The following is a 17420-nucleotide window of genomic DNA, read 5'->3' as shown; positions in this document are numbered from 1 at the left end:
CGCGGCGCCGGGGTGCGGCCCGGTCCCGGCAGCCGGGGCCGGGGGCTCTCGCCAAGTGGCTTGTGCATTCGGGAAATCAAGGCACCCAAGTCATTGACGACGGCACTGTCTCCATCTACAAAACTCTTTGAGAGCGCTCTCAATCACTTCCGGCACCACCCCCCTCCCGGAGGTCTTCCTTGAGCACGAGCCGCATCAGCAGACTCTCCCGCACCCCCGTCACAGCGTTGACGGCACTCGCCGTCACCCTCACCGGGCTCCTCGCCCTCGGCCCCGCCGGCCCGGCCAGCGCGGACGTACCCTCGGCGCCCGGCTGGAACCTGCAGTGGAGCGACGACTTCACCGGCCCGGACCGCTCCCTGCCGTCCTCCGCCAACTGGCAGATCGACACGGGGCACGGCTATCCGGGCGGCCCCGCCAACTGGGGCACCGGCGAGATCCAGAACTACACGAACAGCCCGGACAACGTCAGACTCGACGGCAGCGGCAATCTGCGCATCACCCCGCTGCGCGACGGCGCCGGCAACTGGACCTCGGCGCGGATCGAGACCCACCGCGCCGACTTCAAGGCCCCGGCCGGAGGCACCCTGCGCATCGAGGGCCGGATCCAGATGCCCAATGTGACCGGGGACGCGGCCCTGGGCTACTGGCCCGCGTTCTGGGCGCTCGGCGCACCGTACCGGGGCAACTACTGGAACTGGCCCGGCATCGGCGAGTTCGACATCATGGAGAACGTCAACGGCCTCAACTCCGTCTGGGGCGTGCTCCACTGCGGGGTGAACCCCGGCGGGCCGTGCAACGAGACCAGCGGCCTCGGCGCGAGCCGCACCTGCCCGGGGGCCAGCTGCCAGTCCGCGTTCCACACCTACCGTTTCGAGTGGGACCGCTCCGCCTCGCCCAACGCTCTGCGCTGGTACGTCGACGACCAGCTCTACCACAGCGTGAACCAGAACCAGTTGGACGCCGCCACCTGGGCCAACATGACCGAGCACGCCGGCTACTTCATCCTTCTCAACGTCGCGATCGGCGGCGCCTTCCCGGACGCGCTGGCCGGGAGGACCCCGACCGCCGCGACCGTCCCGGGCCGCCCGATGCTCGTCGACTACGTCGCCGTGTGGACCCGTGGCGGCGGCACGACCCCGCCGCCGACCGACCCGCCGCCGTCGGGCTCCTCGCAGCTGTACCTGCGCGGCGCCGGCGCCGCCGGGGACGCGACCGGATCGGGCGCCACCGTCACGCTCGCGTCGGCGGGCGGCGCGAACCACGACGGCACCCCGCACAGTCCACAGGTGTTCACCTCCGGCCCGGTCACCCGGGCGTACAACGGCGGTTCGACGCAGTTCGACCTCTTCGTGGACGCCGGCACGACCGTCGCCAACGGCCAGCAGGTGCGGGTGAGTTACGACCGCACGGGCGACGGGACCTGGGACCGTACCGAGACGTACAACTACTTCGCGACCGACCCCGTCCCGGGCTACGAGCACTACACCCAGGCACGCGGTCTGCGCTCCGCCACCGGCACGCACGGCGATCTGACGAACGGCAGGGTGCGGATCGAGGTGTGGAACGCCATCGGCAACGGCGGGAGCACCCTGGGCATCGGCAACCAGTCCTCCGTCCGCATCCCCTTCGGCTGAGCGGAGGAAGGCCATGCTGATCCGCAGAGCGCTCGCGAGCGCGGCGGCCCTGCTGTTCCTGGCCACCGCGGGCTGCGCGGCCGGCACCGAGGGGCACGGCGACGGCCACGCCCCGATGAACCACGAGGCGCACGCGTACACGTACACCAAGGCCCAGGCGGCGGCGATCGTCGCCCAGGCGGCGGCCCCGCTGCGCGGGAGCGAGTTCCGCGCGGACTGCTTCTCCAGCCACCGGCGGGGCGACGACCCGATCGTGTTCCCCGGTCAGGCGGGCCGCTCCCACATCCACGAGTTCTACGGGAACAGGACGGCGAACGCCTCGTCGACGCTCCGGTCCCTGAGCGCCGGCACCACCAACTGCACGCCGAGCACGGACCTTTCGTCCTACTGGACGCCGACCCTCTACCAGAACGGAGTGCCCGTGGCCCCGGAACGGGTCACCGTCTACTACCAGGGCATCACCGACCGCACCCGCGCCGTGGCCCATCCGCGCGGACTGCGGTACGTCGTCGGGAACGCCCTCGCCACGTCCCCGGACCAGAATCCGGCCGCGCGCTGGTCCTGCGTCGGACGGCCCGAGTCCAGCCGGGACTTCATGAACTGCCCGCCGGGCACGAAGCTGGAGAACTACCTGGACTTCCCCACCTGCTGGGACGGGAAGAATTTGGACAGCGCCAATCACCGCGACCACATGGCGTACGCGACCGGGCAGACGTGTCCGTCGAGTCATCCGGTGGTCGTGCCGCGACTGGAGCTGCTGATCACCTGGCCCGTGCACGGTGGCGGGCTCACCCTGGCCGGCACCCGGGGCGGGGTCAATGTGACCGATGCACCCGGCCACACCTTCCACGGCGACTTCTTCAACGCCTGGGACCAGGCGGAGCTGGAGCGCCGGGTGCGGGACTGCATCGTGGCGGGCTACATCTGCGGAACGGACGGACGCCCCATCGAGCAGTGAGCCACGGGCGGCGGCACGGTCCGGCGCGGTGCCGCCGCCGCAGTGGCGTACGGCCGGTGCCGCCGGGTCCCCCACCCCGGCGGCACTTCCGTGCGCTCCGCGTGTCAGGCGCCGGGTGCGCGGAAGTCGACCTGCTTCCGCGCCGCCGCGTCGATGTCCTCGGGGCTGAGCAGGGGCACGGCCCGGGACGTGATCGCGCCCGTGGCACGGACCTTCATGGAGGTGGCCACCATCGAGACGGCGTCGGGCATGTCCACCACGATGTACAGGTCGTCTTCGCCGAACGCGAAGTACATCCATTCGAGGGTGCCGCCGCAGGAACGGAGTACCTGCTCCACGGCCTGCCGGCGGCCCGAGCCGCCCTCGGTGAGCAGGCCCTTGGTGCCCTCGGCGCTGTAGCTCGCCTGGATCAGGTATTTGGGCATCCGTCTCTCCCGTCGATCGCCTTTGGGTCCACCCTTCGGCACCGGGCGAGCTCCGGCCAGCCGGAGGGGGCCGGGCGGGGTTGCGGGGCCCCGGCACGTGCCGCTTCCGCCGCCCGCTCGGGCCGGCCGGACGCGCGGGCCGCACGCCTCGTGGTCCTCGGGCGCGTGCCGCTTCCGCCGCCCGCCGCTCAGGCCCGTCCGCCGCCCGCTCCGCTCAGCCGCGTCCACGCAGGCCTCTCGCGGTGGTGCCCGCGCGGGTGGGGAAGCACGCGGGCCCGGGGGCGGTGTGCGCCCCGGGCCCGCGCGGTCACGGCGGCCGGCTCAGACCTTGACGGCCGGCTCCCTGCGGGTCTCGTCCCGCTGCTCCGGCACCTCCGCGGAGGCCGCGGCCGGGGCGTGGTCGTCGACGAAGGTCTCCTCGTCGAACGGGATGCGGCCGGCGAGGACCTCGGCGGCGCGCTCCTTGTCGATCTCCTTCGTCCAGGTGCCGACCAGGACCGTGGCGACGGCGTTGCCCGCGAAGTTGGTGAGGGCGCGCGCCTCGCTCATGAAGCGGTCGATGCCGACGATCAGACCCACGCCGTCGACCAGGGCGGGCTTGTGCGACTGGAGGCCGCCCGCGAGGGTCGCGAGACCGGCGCCGGTGACGCCCGCCGCGCCCTTCGAGGCGATGATCATGAAGACCAGCAGCGAGATCTGCTCACCGATCGAGAGCGGGGTCCCCATCGCCTCGGCGACGAAGAGCGAGCCCATGGTCAGGTAGATGGCCGTGCCGTCCAGGTTGAAGGAGTAACCGGTCGGGACGGTGATGCCCACGACGGGCTTCGAGACGCCCAGGTGCTCCATCTTCGCGATGAGCCGCGGCAGCGCGGACTCGGAGGACGAGGTGGACAGGATCAGCAGGAACTCCCGGCCCAGGTACTTCAGCAGCGAGAACAGGTTCACCCCGGTGACGGCCTTCAGCAGGGTGCCGAGGACGAGGACCACGAACAGCGCACAGGTGACATAGAAGCCGATCATGATGACCGCGAGCGACTTCAGGGCGTCGACGCCGGTCTCGCCGACGACGGCGGCGATCGCTCCGAAGGCGCCCACGGGGGCCGCCCACATGATCATCGCGAGGATGCGGAAGACGAGCTTCTGGATGTGGCCGATGCCTCGCAGGATCGGCTCACCGGCGGAGCCCATGGCCTGCAGCGCGAAGCCCGCGAGCAGGGCGACCAGCAGGGTCTGCAGCACCTCGCCCTCGGTGAAGGCGGAGACCAGGGTGGTCGGGATGACGCCGAGGAGGAAGTCCACGGTTCCCTCGCCGGCGCCCTCGGCCTGCTTCTCGCCCGCGGCCCTCGCCGCGTCCGTCAGCTGCAGTCCGTGGCCCGGGTCGAGGACGTTGCCCACGATCAGGCCGATGGCCAGCGCGACCGTGGACATCACCAGGAAGTAGCCGAGGGCCAGACCGCCGACGGCACCGACCTTGGCCGCCTTGCGGACCGAGCCGACGCCGAGCACGATCGTGCAGAAGATGATCGGGGAGATCATCATCTTGATCAGGTTCACGAACCCGGTGCCGATCGGCTTGAGTTCGACGGCGACGCCGGGGGCGGCGAAGCCCACGATGACGCCGAGGACGACGGCACCGATGACGGCGAGATACAGATAGTGGGTGCGGTCCCGCCTTGCGGCTGCTGGAGCGGTTGCCACGGGGATTCCTCCTCGGCCTGATGTTCATCCACGTCCCGGTGGATGCCCGTGACTATTCAGCACCCTGTGACACCGGTCACCGTTGCGTACGTTTCGTTCACACGAAATCGGCCAGGCAGACTTGAGCCATGCGCATCCCCCGCCCACGGAGCCTCGCCGGCCAGCTCTTCGCGATGCAGGTCGTGCTGGTCGCCGCCATCGTGGCCGGTTTCGCGCTCTTCTCCTACGTCACGGACCGCGCACAGGCCGAGGAGACCGCGCGCCGGCAGACGACGGCGACCGCGACGGCCGTGGCGGACTTCCCGTCGGTGGTGACGGCGCTGCGGTCCGCCGACCCTACGGCGCACCTGCAGCCGCACGCGGAGCGGCTGCGGAAGGACGCGGGAGTCGACTTCGTGGTGATCATGTCCCCGGATGGCAGGCGCTGGACCCACCCCGAACCGGGTGAAATAGGACACATCTATCTGGGTCACATCGACGAGGCGCGGCGGGGACACACGGTCTCGGAGACCTACACGGGCACGCTCGGGCCGTCGGTGCGGACGGTGGCGCCGGTGCGGGACGGCTCCGGCCGGATCGTGGCCCTCGTCAGTGCGGGCATCACCATCGACAAGATCAGCGAGCAGCTCGGCAAGCAGGTCACCGCGCTGCTGGGGATGGCCAGCGCGGCGCTGGCGCTGGGCGGACTCGGAACGTACGTGATCAACGCGCGGCTGCGGCGGCACACGCACGGGATGAACGCGGCGGAGCTGAGCCGGATGCACGACTACCACGAGGCCACACTGCACGCGGTGCGCGAGGGGCTGCTGATGCTCGACGGACATCGGCGCATTGCGCTGATCAACGACGGAGCGCGGGAGTTGCTGGGACTCGGCGGGGACGTGGTGGGCCGGGGCCCCGACGAACTCGGCCTGCCGCCCGCGCTGACGGGGGCTCTGCTGGCGAGCGAACCCCGCGTCGACGAACTGCACCTCACCGCCGACCGGGTGCTCGTCGTCTCCACCCAGCCGGTGGTCGGCGGCGAGCGCCGCGGCACCGTGGTGACCCTGCGGGACCACACCGAACTCCAGTCGCTGACCGGCGAGCTGGACTCCGAGCGCGGCTTCACCCAGGCGCTGCGCGCCCAGGCCCACGAGGCGGCCAACCGGTTGCACACCGTGGTCTCCCTCATCGAACTGGGCCGAGCGGACGAGGCGGTCGACTTCGCGACGGCGGAGCTCGAACTGGCTCAGGTCCTCACGGACCGTGTGGTGTCGGCGGTCGGCGAGCCGGTCCTGGCGGCCCTGCTCCTGGGCAAGGCGGCGCAGGCCAACGAGAGCGGCGTCGAGCTCGTCCTGACCGACGACAGCCGCATCGACGACGGCGTACTCCCGCCCTGGCTGCCGCCCCGCGACCTGGTCACCATCCTCGGCAACCTGATCGACAACGCGGTCGAGGCGTCGTCGGCACCGCCGCCGGTGCCGCGCGAGCCCGCGTCGGCCCGGGCGGAGGGCCGCCTCGGGGACGGGCCCGCGTCCATGGCGGTCGGGGCGTCCGCCACGACCGCCCGCCGCGGCGCACAGCCGTCGGCCGGACCGGACACCGCCGGGTCGGGCGCGCGGGACGCCGCCGGACGCACCGCGACCGTCCCGGGCGCGCGCTCGGCGGCTCGACACCACGCCGAGGGCTTCCCCATCTCCGCCCCCGGCACACGGGACGTGCCCGGCGCGGACGGCTCCGGCGAGCCGCGGAATCCGGACGCCGACGCGCCGGCACGGCCCCGCACCCCGGAACCAGGGTCCGGCACCCCCGGCACTCGGAACCTGCCCGGCACCGACCACGGACAGCGGACCGCGCCCGCGGACCGCGCGGACGGCTCCGGGGCCGCCGTCCCGGGTGCGCGGGACGCCGCCGGGCCCCCGGGCCGGGCCCACGAGGCGCCCCCGACCGCCGCGCGATCCGCGGCCGCCCGGGAAGGCGCTCCCACGGCCGCGACGCCCGCCCGTGCCGCGGGCGCGCGCCCCCGCGTCGTCGTCACCGCCCGCACGGACGAGGACGAGCTCGTGCTGCGCGTCAGCGACACCGGTCCGGGGCTCGGGGCCGAGGACGCCGAGGCCGTGTTCGAGCGGGGCTGGTCGACCAGGGGCCCGGGACGGGGCCTGGGGCTGGCGCTGGTGCGGCAGGCCGCGCACCGGGGCCGGGGCACGGTCGAGGCGGCCCAAGGCCCGTACGGTGGCGCGGAGTTCACCGTACGGCTGCCCCTGCGCACGACGGAGGTCGACAGATGAACGGACGCCCCGGCCGGAGACGTGGCACGGAGGTGGCGAGGTGACCGCTGCCGCCGGGATCAGAGTGCTCGTCGTGGAGGACGACCCCGTCGCCGCCGACGCGCACGCCCTGTACGTGGGCCGCGTACCGGGATTCACCGTGGCGGGCGTCGCGCACTCGCGGGCCGAGGCGTACCGCGTCCTGGAGCGCACGCCCGTGGAGCTGATCCTGCTCGACCTCTATCTGCCGGACGGGCACGGCCTTCAGCTGCTGCGCGCCCTGCGCGCCGCCGGGCACTCCGCCGACGTGATCGCCGTGACCTCCGCCCGCGATCTGGCAGTCGTCCGCGAGGGCGTGTCGCTGGGCGTCGTCCAGTACGTTCTGAAGCCGTTCACGTTCGCCACGCTGCGCGACCGCCTCGACCGGTACGCCCAGTTCCGCGCCGCCGCGGGCGAGGCGTCCGGGCAGGACGAGGTGGACCGCGCCCTCGCGACCCTGCGCACCCCCCAGCCCGCCGCGCTGCCCAAGGGCCTCAGCGCACCGACGCTGGAGGCGGTCACCCGTACCCTCCGGGACGCCGACGCCGGGCTCACCGCGGCCGAGGCGGGCGCCGCGGTGGGCATCTCGCGGATCACGGCACGCCGCTATCTGGAGCACCTCGTCACCGAGGGCCGGGCGGCGCGCAGCCCGCAGTACGGCCAGGTCGGCCGCCCGGAGCTCCAGTACCGGTGGATCCGCTCCGGCCGCTGACCAGCCGCTTCACCCGTGCTCCACAAGGCTGAAAGCCCTTTCTGCGCACGGGCATTGACCTTGTTCCGCGGCCGGACCTACGGTCACCGGGCAGCCCCCCGCGGCTGACAGAGGAGGTCGTGCCCGTGCGCCCCACCGCCCCAAAGGTCCTCGCTCCCCCCTTGCTCGCCCTCGCCCTCGTCCTGACCGCCTGCGGCGGCTCCGGCTCGGGTGACCCCGACACCGTCGAGGTGGTCTACAACCGCTCGACCGACAACAACATCCGCTTCAAGGACGCCTTCCTCGAGTCCGTGAAGAAGGAGTTCGAGAAGGCCCACCCGGGCAGGACGGTGAAGCTCATCCCGATCCAGGCCCCGGACAACGACTACGCCACCAAGGCCCAGCAGATGATGCGCTCCCCCAAGACCGCGCCCGACCTGGTCTACGAGGACACCTTCCGCATCAACTCCGACATCAAGGCCGGGTACTTGCGGCCCCTCGACGACTACATCGCCGACTGGGACGCCTGGGACCAGTTCGTCGGCACGGCCAGGCAGGCCGCCAAGGCCGAGGACGGCAGGACGTACGGCATCCCGGACGGGACCGACACCCGCGGTCTGTGGTTCAACAAGAAGATCTTCGCCGAGGCCGGGCTGCCCGCGGACTGGCAGCCGAAGAACTGGGACGAGGTCCTCGACGCCGCGCGCACGGTCAAGCGCGAGGTCCCCGGCGTCATCCCGCTCAACGTCTACACCGGCAAGGGCCCGGGCGAGGCCGCCGTGATGCAGGGCTTCGAGATGCTGCTCTACGGCACGGGCGAGGACCCCCTCTACGACCCGGCGGCCAAGAAGTGGGTCGCGGGCGGCAAGGGCTTCCGCGACGCCCTCGGGTTCGTGCGGACCGTGTACGCGGAGAAGCTCGGCCCGGACGTCTCCGACGCGCTCGACCCCAACATCGGCACCCGTGTCGCCACCGAGTTCTTCCCCGACGGCAAGCTCGCCATCTCCCTCGACGGCTCGTGGATGGGCCAGAACTGGATCAACAAGGGGCCGAAGGAGTGGCGGGCCTGGGAGACGGATCTGGCGCAGGCCCCGATGCCGACCCAGCACGGCCAGGCACCCGGCAAGGTGTCCATGTCCGGCGGCTGGACGTGGGCCATTCCGCAGAAGGCCGGGAACCCGGATCTGGCCTGGGAGTTCGTCAAGACCCTGCAGTCGAGGGAGAACGCGGTGCGCTGGGACGTCGCCGGCGCCCAGATCGCCGTGCGCAAGGACGTGGCGGCGGACCGGCGCTATCTGTCGTCCATGCCGGGCATCACGTTCTTCACCAAGCTCGTCCCGTACACCCATTACCGGCCGGCGCTGCCGGTGTACCCCCAGGTGTCCTCGGCCATCGGTGAGGCCATGGAGAAGGTGACGACCGGTGACGCCTCGCCCGAGGCGGCGGCGAAGGCGTACGACGAGCAGCTCGGAACCCTCACCGACGGCGCGGTCGTGCGCAGATGAGCCGGAACGCGCGCGCTGCCGGGGCGTGGCGGTGGCTGCCGCTCGCCCCGGCCACGGTGCTCCTGCTGCTCTTCCTCGCCGGCCCGATCGGCTACTGCGTGTGGATCGCCTTCACCGACGCCCAGCTGACCGGCGCGTCCGGTGCGGACTTCGTCGGCCTGGACAACTTCCGCCGCGCCTTCGCCGACGAGGACTTCCGCAACGCGGTGTGGCTGACGCTGGTCTTCACGGTGGTCTCGGCGGTCCTCGGGCAGAACACACTGGGGCTGGCGCTGGCCGGGCTGATGCGCGCCGCGTCCCGGCCGGTGCGCACGCTCACGGGCGCACTCGTCATCACGGCCTGGGTGCTCCCGGAGATCGTCGCGGCCTTTCTGCTGTACGCGTTCTTCCGCCGCGAGGGCACCCTCAACGCGGTGCTGGACCAGCTGCATCTGCCGTCCCAGAACTGGCTGTTCACCCTGCCGATCCTCGCGGTGTCCTTCGCCAACGTCTGGCGCGGCACGGCGTTCTCGATGCTGGTCTACTCGGCGGCGCTCGCGGAGATCCCCCGGGACGTCACCGAAGCCGCCGCCGTCGACGGGGCGGGCGGGGTGCGCCGGCTGCGGTACATCACCCTGCCGATGCTGCGCCGCTCCATCGGGACGACGCTGATGCTCAACACCCTCTCCACGCTCTCCGTCTTCGGCCTCATCTGGGCGATGACGCGCGGCGGACCGGGCAGCCGCAGCCAGACGCTGCCGGTGTTCATGTACGACCAGGCGTTCCTGAAGAGCCTGATCGGGTACGGCACGGCGGTGGCACTCCTGCTGCTCCTGGTGGGGTCGCTCTTCTCGGTCGTGTACCTGCGGCTGCTGAAGGTGGAGGTCTGATGCGGGCACCGGTACGTCACGCGACCCGGCGCCGGCTCGCCGCCGACGCCGCGCTGCTGCTCACCGCGGCGGGGTTCGCGCTCCCGCTGCTCTGGCTGGTGCTGGCGTCGGTGGACCCCGGCGCGGACCTGCGGGTGCGGCTGCCGGGATCGGTCACGGCCGGGCACTTCGACGCCGTGCTGACGGACGAGATCACCTTCACGCCGATGCTCAACAGTCTGCTGCTGTGCGGCGGCGCGACCCTGGTCACGGTCGTGTGCGCGGCGTTCGCCGCGTATCCGCTGTCCCGCTACCGGTCGCGGTTCAACCGCCCGTTCCTGCTCACGGTCCTGTTCACCACGTGTCTGCCGATCACCGCGGTGATGGTGCCGGTGTACGGGCTGTTCGTGCAGGTCGAGCTGATCGACACCATGCACGGGACGGCGCTGTTCCTGGCCACCTCCCAACTGCCTTTCGCCATATGGCTGATGAAGAACTTCATGGACGGCGTGCCGCGCGTGCTCGAGGAGGCGGCGTGGACTGACGGGGCGTCGACGGCGCAGACCCTGATCCGGGTGGTGCTGCCGCTGACGGGCCCGGGGGTGGCGGTGGTGATGATCTACACCTTCATCATGCTGTGGGGGAACTTCTTCGTTCCGTTCATGCTGCTGCTCTCCCCCGAGCAGCTGCCTGCGTCCGTCTCGGTCTTCACGCTCTTCGGCAACTACGGCTCCGTGGTCTACGGCCAGTTGGCGGCGTTCTCGATCCTCTACTCGCTGCCGGTGCTGGTCCTGTACGTGCTGATCGCGCGCCGGCTCGGGGGCGGCTTCACACTGGGCGGGGCGGTCAAGGGGTGACCCGAGGCGGGCGCCCGGGGGATCATCGACGCGGCGGACCACCCGCCGGCGGTGCCGCGCTTCGCCCGCGAGGCGCGCAGCCCCTCACGTCTCATGGGAACGGCCCACCGCCGCCGGACCGGCCCGGTGGACCTTTCTACGAGTTTCCGGCTTGGGGGAACGCACCGTAGCCGGAGGTGACTCTCCGCTCCTACGGTGTGCGCGTGCACTCCACCCCGCCTTTCAACGCTCCCGCCGCCCGCCGACTGCGCGAGGCCCTGGGGATGGCGCCGGGCCATGTCGCGTACGGGCTCCAGGCCCAGTACGGGCTCCGGGTCACCGCGGACACCGTGGTGGCCTGGGAACGGGGACTGCTGGCGCCGGACTCCCGGGAACTGACCGCGCTGGCGGGAGTGCTGTGGTGCTCGCCGGGCGAGTTGCTCGGCACTCCCCAGAGCCTGCGCGAGCACCGCATGGCCCGCGCCATGGGAGTCGACGAGCTGGCCCGCCGAGTGGGCATGGACCCGTCGTCGTACCGGCGTATGGAGGACGGCAACCGCTGGCGCGGAAACGGGCGGCAGACCGCCGCGCTCGCCGAGGCCCTGTCCCTGACCCCGCGCGAGCTGCTGACGGCGACCGGCCGCGACGGGGAGCTGGCGGAGCTGCTGCGCAGCGCGGCGACCACCCGCTGGCAGGCGTACGTCCGCCCGGTCGCCAGGATGCTGCCGCTTCCCGGACGTCAGCTGGAGGACGCGCTGCAGCGGCTGCACTCGGACTACCACGCGCGGATGGCGGCCACCTCCAGCTGGGGGGCCTCGGCCGGCTCCGGGGAGTCCGGCAAGGACTTCCTCGACCGGATCGTCGAGCACTTCTGGGCCCTCACCCCCGGCTGATGCCCTCCCGGCACGCCGGCCGCGCCCTTCGGCGGGCGGCGCCGGTTCCCTCACCACTGCCCGGCGACGGGTGCGCGGACCCGAATCCCCCTTCCGCCATTACGTAGTTACCAGGGGGTAGATAGAACGCTTCATTCCGTCCATGGTTGAACGCGAACATGCCAAGGCCCGCGGCTCTCCCCGGCCGGCGGGCGTCCACCGGACCTCCCTCAGGAGCGAACCCCCCATGCATGTACGCAGATGGACCACCCGCGCCGCGGTCACGGCCGCCGCGCTGGCCCTCACCACGTCCATGACGGCCACGGCCTCGGCGGACACCGCGAGCGCCGCACCGAAGACCCCGGCCGCCGCCTCCGTCACCACCCACGCGCCGCAGCGCTCGGACCTCACCGCCGCCGGCCTCGCCGGCATCGACTACGCGACCTGGCAGCGGGACGTCACGGCGGCCCTCGCCACCGCCCGCCCCTACATCGAGCAGCGCACGGCCAATGCCTCCGGGCAGCGGCTGGCCATGGTGCTGGACATCGACAACACCTCGTTGGAGACCGACTTCCACTACTTCTGGGAGTACCCGACGCCCGCGGTCCGGCAGGTCCTGGACCTCGTCCGCTACGCGGACTCCCGCGGAGTGGACATCTTCTTCGTCACCGCCCGCCCCGACATCATCGAGTCGCTGACGTCGTACAACCTCAAGAGGGCCGGGTACCCGGTGGACGGTCTGTACGTGCGCAGTCTGCCGGACCTGTTCGACGAGGTCAGCGCGTACAAGACCGGCAAGCGGGCGGAGATCGAGGCCAAGGGCTACACGATCGTCGCCAACGTCGGCAACCGGCCCAGCGACCTGGTCGGCGGCCATGCCGAGCGCACGTTCAAGCTGCCCGACTACGACGGCAAGCTGTCCTGAGCCGGTCCGCGCCCTCCGCGCGGGTTGCGTCCGTCCGCCGGCCCCTGCCGCACCGCGACCGGGGCCGGCGGACGGGCCCCTGCCGCGCACGCGGCCGGTCAGAAGACCGACTCGGCCTCGCGGACCCGGTCCTCCGGCACCGTCTTGAGCCGGGTCACCGCCTCGGCGAGCGGCACCGTGACCACCTCGGTGCCGCGCAGCGCGGTCATCCTCCCGAACTCGCCGCGGTGAACGGCCTCGACGGCGTGCCAGCCGAAGCGGTTGGCGAGCACCCGGTCGTAGGCGGTGGGCGTACCGCCCCGCTGGACGTGGCCGAGGATGACCGGCCGCGCCTCCTTGCCCATCCGCCGTTCCAGCTCGGCGGCCAACCGGGTGCCGATGCCGGTGAAGCGCTCGTGCCCGTACTGGTCGATCTCGCCCTTCTTGTACTCCATGGAGCCCTCGGCCGGGTGCGCGCCCTCGGCGACGCAGATGACCGCGAACTTCTTGCCCCGGGCGAAGCGTTCCTCGACCATCTTCACCAGGTCCTCGATCAGGAAGGGCCGCTCGGGCAGGCAGATCCCGTGCGCCCCGCCCGCCATGCCGGACTCCAGCGCGATCCAGCCCGCGTGCCGCCCCATGACCTCCACGACCATGACCCGCTGGTGGGACTCCGCGGTGGTCTTGAGCCGGTCGATGGCCTCCGTGGCCACCGTGACGGCGGTGTCGAAGCCGAAGGTGCGGTCCGTGGAGGAGATGTCGTTGTCGATCGTCTTCGGCACACCGACGACGGGCATGCCGGCGTCCGACAGCATCCGCGCGGCGGTCAGCGTGCCCTCGCCGCCCACCGGGATGAGGGCGTCCAGGCCGTGCTTCCGCGCCAACTCGGCGCCGTTCTCGGCGGCTTCGCGGAGCCGGGAGCGTTCGAGCCGGGCCGATCCGAGGATCGTGCCCCCGCGGGCGAGGATGCCGCTCACCGCGTTGAGATCCAGGGTGCGGTAGTGGCCCTCGAGGAGACCCTTGAACCCGTCCTCGAATCCCAGGACTTCGTCCCCGTAGCCGGTCAGCGCACGGTGCACGACCGACCGGATCACTGCGTTGAGGCCGGGACAGTCGCCCCCTGCGGTCAGAATTCCGATGCGCATCGTGCCGTGTCTCCTGCTCGCTCGTGGTACCAGTGAGCCTCGTTTCGATTCTCACACGCACGCCCGGGTCCCTGCCGGTCCAGAGGCCCCGGACGACCCGCCACCCGGCGGGCGCCTTACCTATCCGTAGAGGTATTGTCAAGGGGATATTGCCACCCTATCGAGTTTTCTCGAGACCCCGAGCGCGCCAGGACCTCGCGCTCGATCGCAGCCCAGCAGGACAGGAGAGCACGCGTGACGCGCAGCGTGTACGTGACCGGGATCGACCGCGGGGACGGCCGCCAGGTGGTGGACCTGGGAGTCATGGAGCTCCTGACCCGCCAGGTGGACCGCGTGGGGGTGTTCCGGCCCCTTGTGCACGATGGCCCCGATCGTCTGTTCGATCTGCTGCGGGTGCGCTACCGGCTCTCCCAGGACCCCGCGACCGCGTACGGCATGGACTACCACGAGGCGGCGGCGCTGCAGGCCGAGAAAGGCACCGACGAGCTGGTGTCCCGGCTGGTCGACCGCTTCCACGAGGTGGCCCGCGACTACGAGGTCGTACTCGTCCTCGGCACCGACTTCCGCGCCACCCAACTCCCCGACGAGCTGGCCTTCAACGCCCGGCTGGCCAACGAGTTCGGCGCGTCGGTGATAGCCGTCGTCGGCGGCAAGGGCCAGACGGCCGAGTCCGTACGGGCCGAGGCCCGCAACGCCCACCGCGCCTACGAGGTGCTGGGCTGCGACGTCCTCGCGATGATCGTGAACCGGGTCGCCGCCGACGACCGCGACGCGATCGCCGAGCGCCTCACCGCCCGGCTACCAGTCCCCTGCTACGTCCTCCCCGACGAGCCGGCGCTGGCCGCGCCCACGGTCGCCCAGGTCAGCCAGGCCCTGGGGGCCACCGTGCTGCTCGGGGACGATGCCGGGCTCGCCCGGGACGCGCTCGACTTCGTCTTCGGCGGCGCGATGCTGCCGAACGTCCTGAACGCCCTGAAGCCGGGATGCATGCTGGTCACCCCCGGCGACCGGGCCGACCTGGTGGTGGGCGCTCTGGCGGCCCACTCCGCGGGCACCCCGCCCATCGCGGGCCTGCTGCTGACCCTCGACGAGCGCCCCGGCGAGTCGATCCTCACCCTGGCGTCCCGTCTCGCCCCCGGCACCCCCGTCATCTCGGTGCCCGGCGGCTCCTGGCCCACCGCGGCCGAACTCTTCTCGCTGGAAGGCAAGTTGAACGCCGCCACCCCGCGCAAGGCGGAGACGGCGCTCGGCCTCTTCGAGCGACACGTCGACACCGCCGGGCTGCTCGCGCGCCTGGAGGTCGCCCGTACGGGACGGGTCACCCCCATGATGTTCGAGCACGACCTGCTGGAGCAGGCCCGCGCCGACCGCCGCCGCGTGGTGCTGCCCGAGGGCACCGAGGAGCGCGTGCTGCGCGCCGCGGACGTACTGGTGCGCCGCGACGTCTGCGACCTGACGCTGCTCGGGGACACCGACGTCATCCGCAAGAAGGCCGCCGACCTCGGCATCGACCTGGGCGACGTCCGGCTGATCGACCCCGCGACCTCCGAGCTGCGGCCCCGTTTCGCCGAGCTGTACGCGCAGATGCGCGCCCACAAGGGCGTCACGGTCGAACTGGCCCACGACGTCGTCTCGGACGTCAACTACTTCGGCACGCTGATGGTCCAGGAGGGCCTGGCCGACGGCATGGTGTCGGGCTCGGTCCACTCCACGGCCGCCACGATCCGCCCCGCCTTCGAGATCATCAAGACCAAGCCCGGGGCGTCGATCGTCTCGTCCGTGTTCTTCATGTGCCTGGCCGACAAGGTGCTCGTGTACGGCGACTGCGCGGTCAACCCGGACCCGGACGCCGAGCAGCTGGCTGACATCGCGGTGCAGTCGGCGGCGACGGCCTCGCGCTTCGGCGTCGAGCCGCGGATCGCGATGCTGTCGTACTCCACCGGCACGTCCGGCTCCGGCGCGGACGTGGACAAGGTGCGCGAGGCGACCAAGCTGGTGCGCGAGCGCCACCCCGAGCTGCGGATCGAGGGCCCGATCCAGTACGACGCGGCGGTCGAGCCGTCCGTCGCGGCGACCAAGTTGCCGGACTCGGAGGTCGCGGGTCAGGCCACCGTCCTGATCTTCCCCGACCTCAACACCGGCAACAACACCTACAAGGCCGTGCAGCGCTCGGCCGGCGCCGTCGCCGTGGGCCCGGTGCTCCAGGGGCTGCGCAAGCCGGTCAACGACCTCTCGCGCGGCGCACTCGTCAGCGACATCGTCAACACGGTCGCGATCACCGCGATCCAGTCCCAGGGTCAGGAGTCCACCGCATGACCGGTTCCGCCAACGCCACTCGTGTGCTGGTCCTCAACTCCGGCTCCTCGTCGGTGAAGTACCAGCTGCTCGACATGGAGGACGGCACCCGGCCGGCCGTCGGTCTCGTCGAGCGGATCGGGGAGGAGACCTCCCGGGTGGTGAACACCGGGCCGGCCGGCGCCGGGAAGCGCGAGCGCACCGGCCCGATCCCGGACCACGCCGCCGCGCTGAAGGCGGTCGCCGACGAACTGGCGCACGACGGACTGGGCCTGGACTCCCCCGAGCTGGCGGCGATCGGCCACCGGGTGGTGCACGGAGGACTGAAGTTCTCCGCCCCCACCCTGATCACCGACGAGGTCCTGGCGGAGATCGAGCGCCTGGTCCCCGTGGCGCCGCTGCACAACCCGGCCAACATCACCGGCATCCGCACGGCCCGGGCGCTCCGCCCCGACCTGCCCCAGGTCGCCGTCTTCGACACCGCGTTCCACACGACCATGCCGGAGTACGCGGCGCGCTACGCGATCGACGTGGAGACGGCGGACGCGCACCGGATCCGCCGCTACGGCTTCCACGGCACCTCGCACGCGTACGTGTCGCGCCGGGCCGCCGAGCTCCTGGGCAAGGAGCCGGAGGAGGTGAACGTGATCGTGCTGCACCTGGGCAACGGCGCGTCGGCGTCCGCGGTCCGGGGCGGGCGCTGCGTGGACACGTCCATGGGACTGACCCCCTTGGAGGGGCTGGTGATGGGTACCCGCTCCGGTGACATCGACCCGGCGGTCACGTTCCACCTCAAGCGGGTGGCCGGGATGTCCGAGGACGACGTCGACGTGCTGCTCAACAAGAGGAGCGGCCTGGTCGGCCTGTGCGGTGACAACGACATGCGGGAGATCCGGCGGCGGATCGAGGAGGGGGACGAGAGCGCCCGGCTCGCCTTCGAGATCTACGTCCACCGGCTGAAGAAGTACATCGGTGCCTACTACGCGGTGCTCGGACGGGTGGACGCGGTGGTTTTCACGGCGGGGGTGGGCGAGAACTCCGCCCCCGTGCGCGAGGCTGCCGTCGCCGGCCTGGAGGAGCTGGGGCTCGTGGTGGACGCGGACCTCAACGCCGTACGGTCGGACGTGCCGCGGCTCGTCTCGCCCGACCACGCACGGGTGGCGGTCGCCGTGGTGCCGACCGACGAGGAACTGGAGATCGCCCGGCAGACCTTCGCGCTGGTCGGCGCGGGCCGTGAGGGTCGCGGCCGAGCGGAGTGAGAAAGAGCAACGCCTGAGCGGCCGGGTGCCCATTTGTACATTCCACCAGACGGAATATTCCG

14 protein-coding genes are annotated in these 17420 nt (G+C 71.8%); 11 read left to right on the top strand and 3 right to left on the bottom strand.

Annotated features, from left to right (window positions below; all coding sequences use genetic code 11):
• The first annotated feature begins 179 nt into the window (after positions 1-179).
• Together BLT82_RS09325 and BLT82_RS09320 are read left to right on the top strand one after the other, a co-directional pair.
• Positions 180-1637: a glycoside hydrolase family 16 protein gene (locus tag BLT82_RS09325; RefSeq protein WP_093653417.1), complete on the top strand. Its 1458-nt coding sequence runs from the start codon at positions 180-182 to the stop codon at positions 1635-1637.
• Positions 1638-1650: 13 nt separating this feature from the next.
• Positions 1651-2595: a DUF1996 domain-containing protein gene (locus tag BLT82_RS09320; RefSeq protein ID WP_093653416.1), complete on the top strand. Its 945-nt coding sequence runs from the start codon at positions 1651-1653 to the stop codon at positions 2593-2595.
• A gap of 104 nt (positions 2596-2699) precedes the next feature.
• Here the strand turns inward: BLT82_RS09320 and BLT82_RS09315 are convergent, their stop codons facing one another.
• Both BLT82_RS09315 and BLT82_RS09310 read right to left on the bottom strand, forming a co-directional pair.
• Positions 2700-3020, bottom strand: coding sequence for a GYD domain-containing protein (locus BLT82_RS09315; RefSeq protein ID WP_093653415.1), 321 nt, complete (start codon positions 3018-3020; stop codon positions 2700-2702).
• Positions 3021-3341: 321 nt separating this feature from the next.
• Entirely contained in the window at positions 3342-4718 is a 1377-nt protein-coding gene (locus tag BLT82_RS09310; RefSeq protein WP_093653414.1) for a cation:dicarboxylate symporter family transporter, read from the bottom strand.
• A 128-nt stretch (positions 4719-4846) separates the two neighbouring features.
• Here BLT82_RS09310 and BLT82_RS37825 point away from each other — a divergent pair, with 128 nt between their 5' ends.
• The 7 genes from BLT82_RS37825 (at position 4847) to BLT82_RS09270 (ending at position 12680) form a co-directional block, all read left to right on the top strand.
• Positions 4847-6985: an ATP-binding protein gene (locus BLT82_RS37825; RefSeq protein WP_244291895.1), complete on the top strand. Its 2139-nt coding sequence runs from the start codon at positions 4847-4849 to the stop codon at positions 6983-6985.
• 40 nt (positions 6986-7025) lie between these two features.
• Complete coding sequence (locus BLT82_RS09295; protein WP_093653413.1) at positions 7026-7715, top strand: response regulator; 690 nt, start codon at positions 7026-7028, stop codon at positions 7713-7715.
• A 125-nt stretch (positions 7716-7840) separates the two neighbouring features.
• Positions 7841-9199, top strand: a complete 1359-nt coding sequence (locus BLT82_RS09290; protein ID WP_244291894.1) for an ABC transporter substrate-binding protein — start codon at positions 7841-7843, stop codon at positions 9197-9199.
• Positions 9196-10068 (top strand): carbohydrate ABC transporter permease, encoded by an 873-nt coding sequence (locus BLT82_RS09285; protein ID WP_093653411.1) that lies wholly within the window; start codon positions 9196-9198, stop codon positions 10066-10068. The genes BLT82_RS09290 and BLT82_RS09285 overlap by 4 nt, the downstream gene beginning before the upstream one ends.
• A complete protein-coding gene (locus BLT82_RS09280; RefSeq protein WP_093653410.1) occupies positions 10068-10904 on the top strand; it encodes a carbohydrate ABC transporter permease in 837 nt (278 codons plus the stop codon). The genes BLT82_RS09285 and BLT82_RS09280 overlap by 1 nt, the downstream gene beginning before the upstream one ends.
• Positions 10905-11167: 263 nt before the next feature.
• Positions 11168-11776 (top strand): helix-turn-helix domain-containing protein, encoded by a 609-nt coding sequence (locus tag BLT82_RS09275; RefSeq protein WP_093653642.1) that lies wholly within the window; start codon positions 11168-11170, stop codon positions 11774-11776.
• Between the two features lie 226 nt (positions 11777-12002).
• Positions 12003-12680, top strand: a complete 678-nt coding sequence (locus BLT82_RS09270) for an HAD family acid phosphatase (RefSeq protein ID WP_093653409.1) — start codon at positions 12003-12005, stop codon at positions 12678-12680.
• A 98-nt stretch (positions 12681-12778) separates the two neighbouring features.
• Here the strand turns inward: BLT82_RS09270 and BLT82_RS09265 are convergent, their stop codons facing one another.
• Positions 12779-13804: an ATP-dependent 6-phosphofructokinase gene (locus BLT82_RS09265; RefSeq protein ID WP_093653408.1), complete on the bottom strand. Its 1026-nt coding sequence runs from the start codon at positions 13802-13804 to the stop codon at positions 12779-12781.
• A gap of 234 nt (positions 13805-14038) precedes the next feature.
• Here BLT82_RS09265 and pta point away from each other — a divergent pair, with 234 nt between their 5' ends.
• Together pta and BLT82_RS09255 are read left to right on the top strand one after the other, a co-directional pair.
• The gene (pta, locus tag BLT82_RS09260) at positions 14039-16120 is read left to right on the top strand and encodes a phosphate acetyltransferase (RefSeq protein WP_093653407.1); all 2082 of its coding nucleotides are present in this window, start codon (positions 14039-14041) and stop codon (positions 16118-16120) included.
• Positions 16117-17358, top strand: a complete 1242-nt coding sequence (locus tag BLT82_RS09255; protein WP_093653406.1) for an acetate kinase — start codon at positions 16117-16119, stop codon at positions 17356-17358. The genes pta and BLT82_RS09255 overlap by 4 nt, the downstream gene beginning before the upstream one ends.
• Positions 17359-17420: the final 62 nt, after the last annotated feature.

Source organism: Streptomyces wuyuanensis (genome assembly GCF_900103455.1).
Lineage (GTDB): Bacteria > Actinomycetota > Actinomycetes > Streptomycetales > Streptomycetaceae > Streptomyces > Streptomyces wuyuanensis.
Note: the sequence above shows the minus strand (reverse complement) of the source record. Positions and strands in the feature narration are given on the sequence as shown.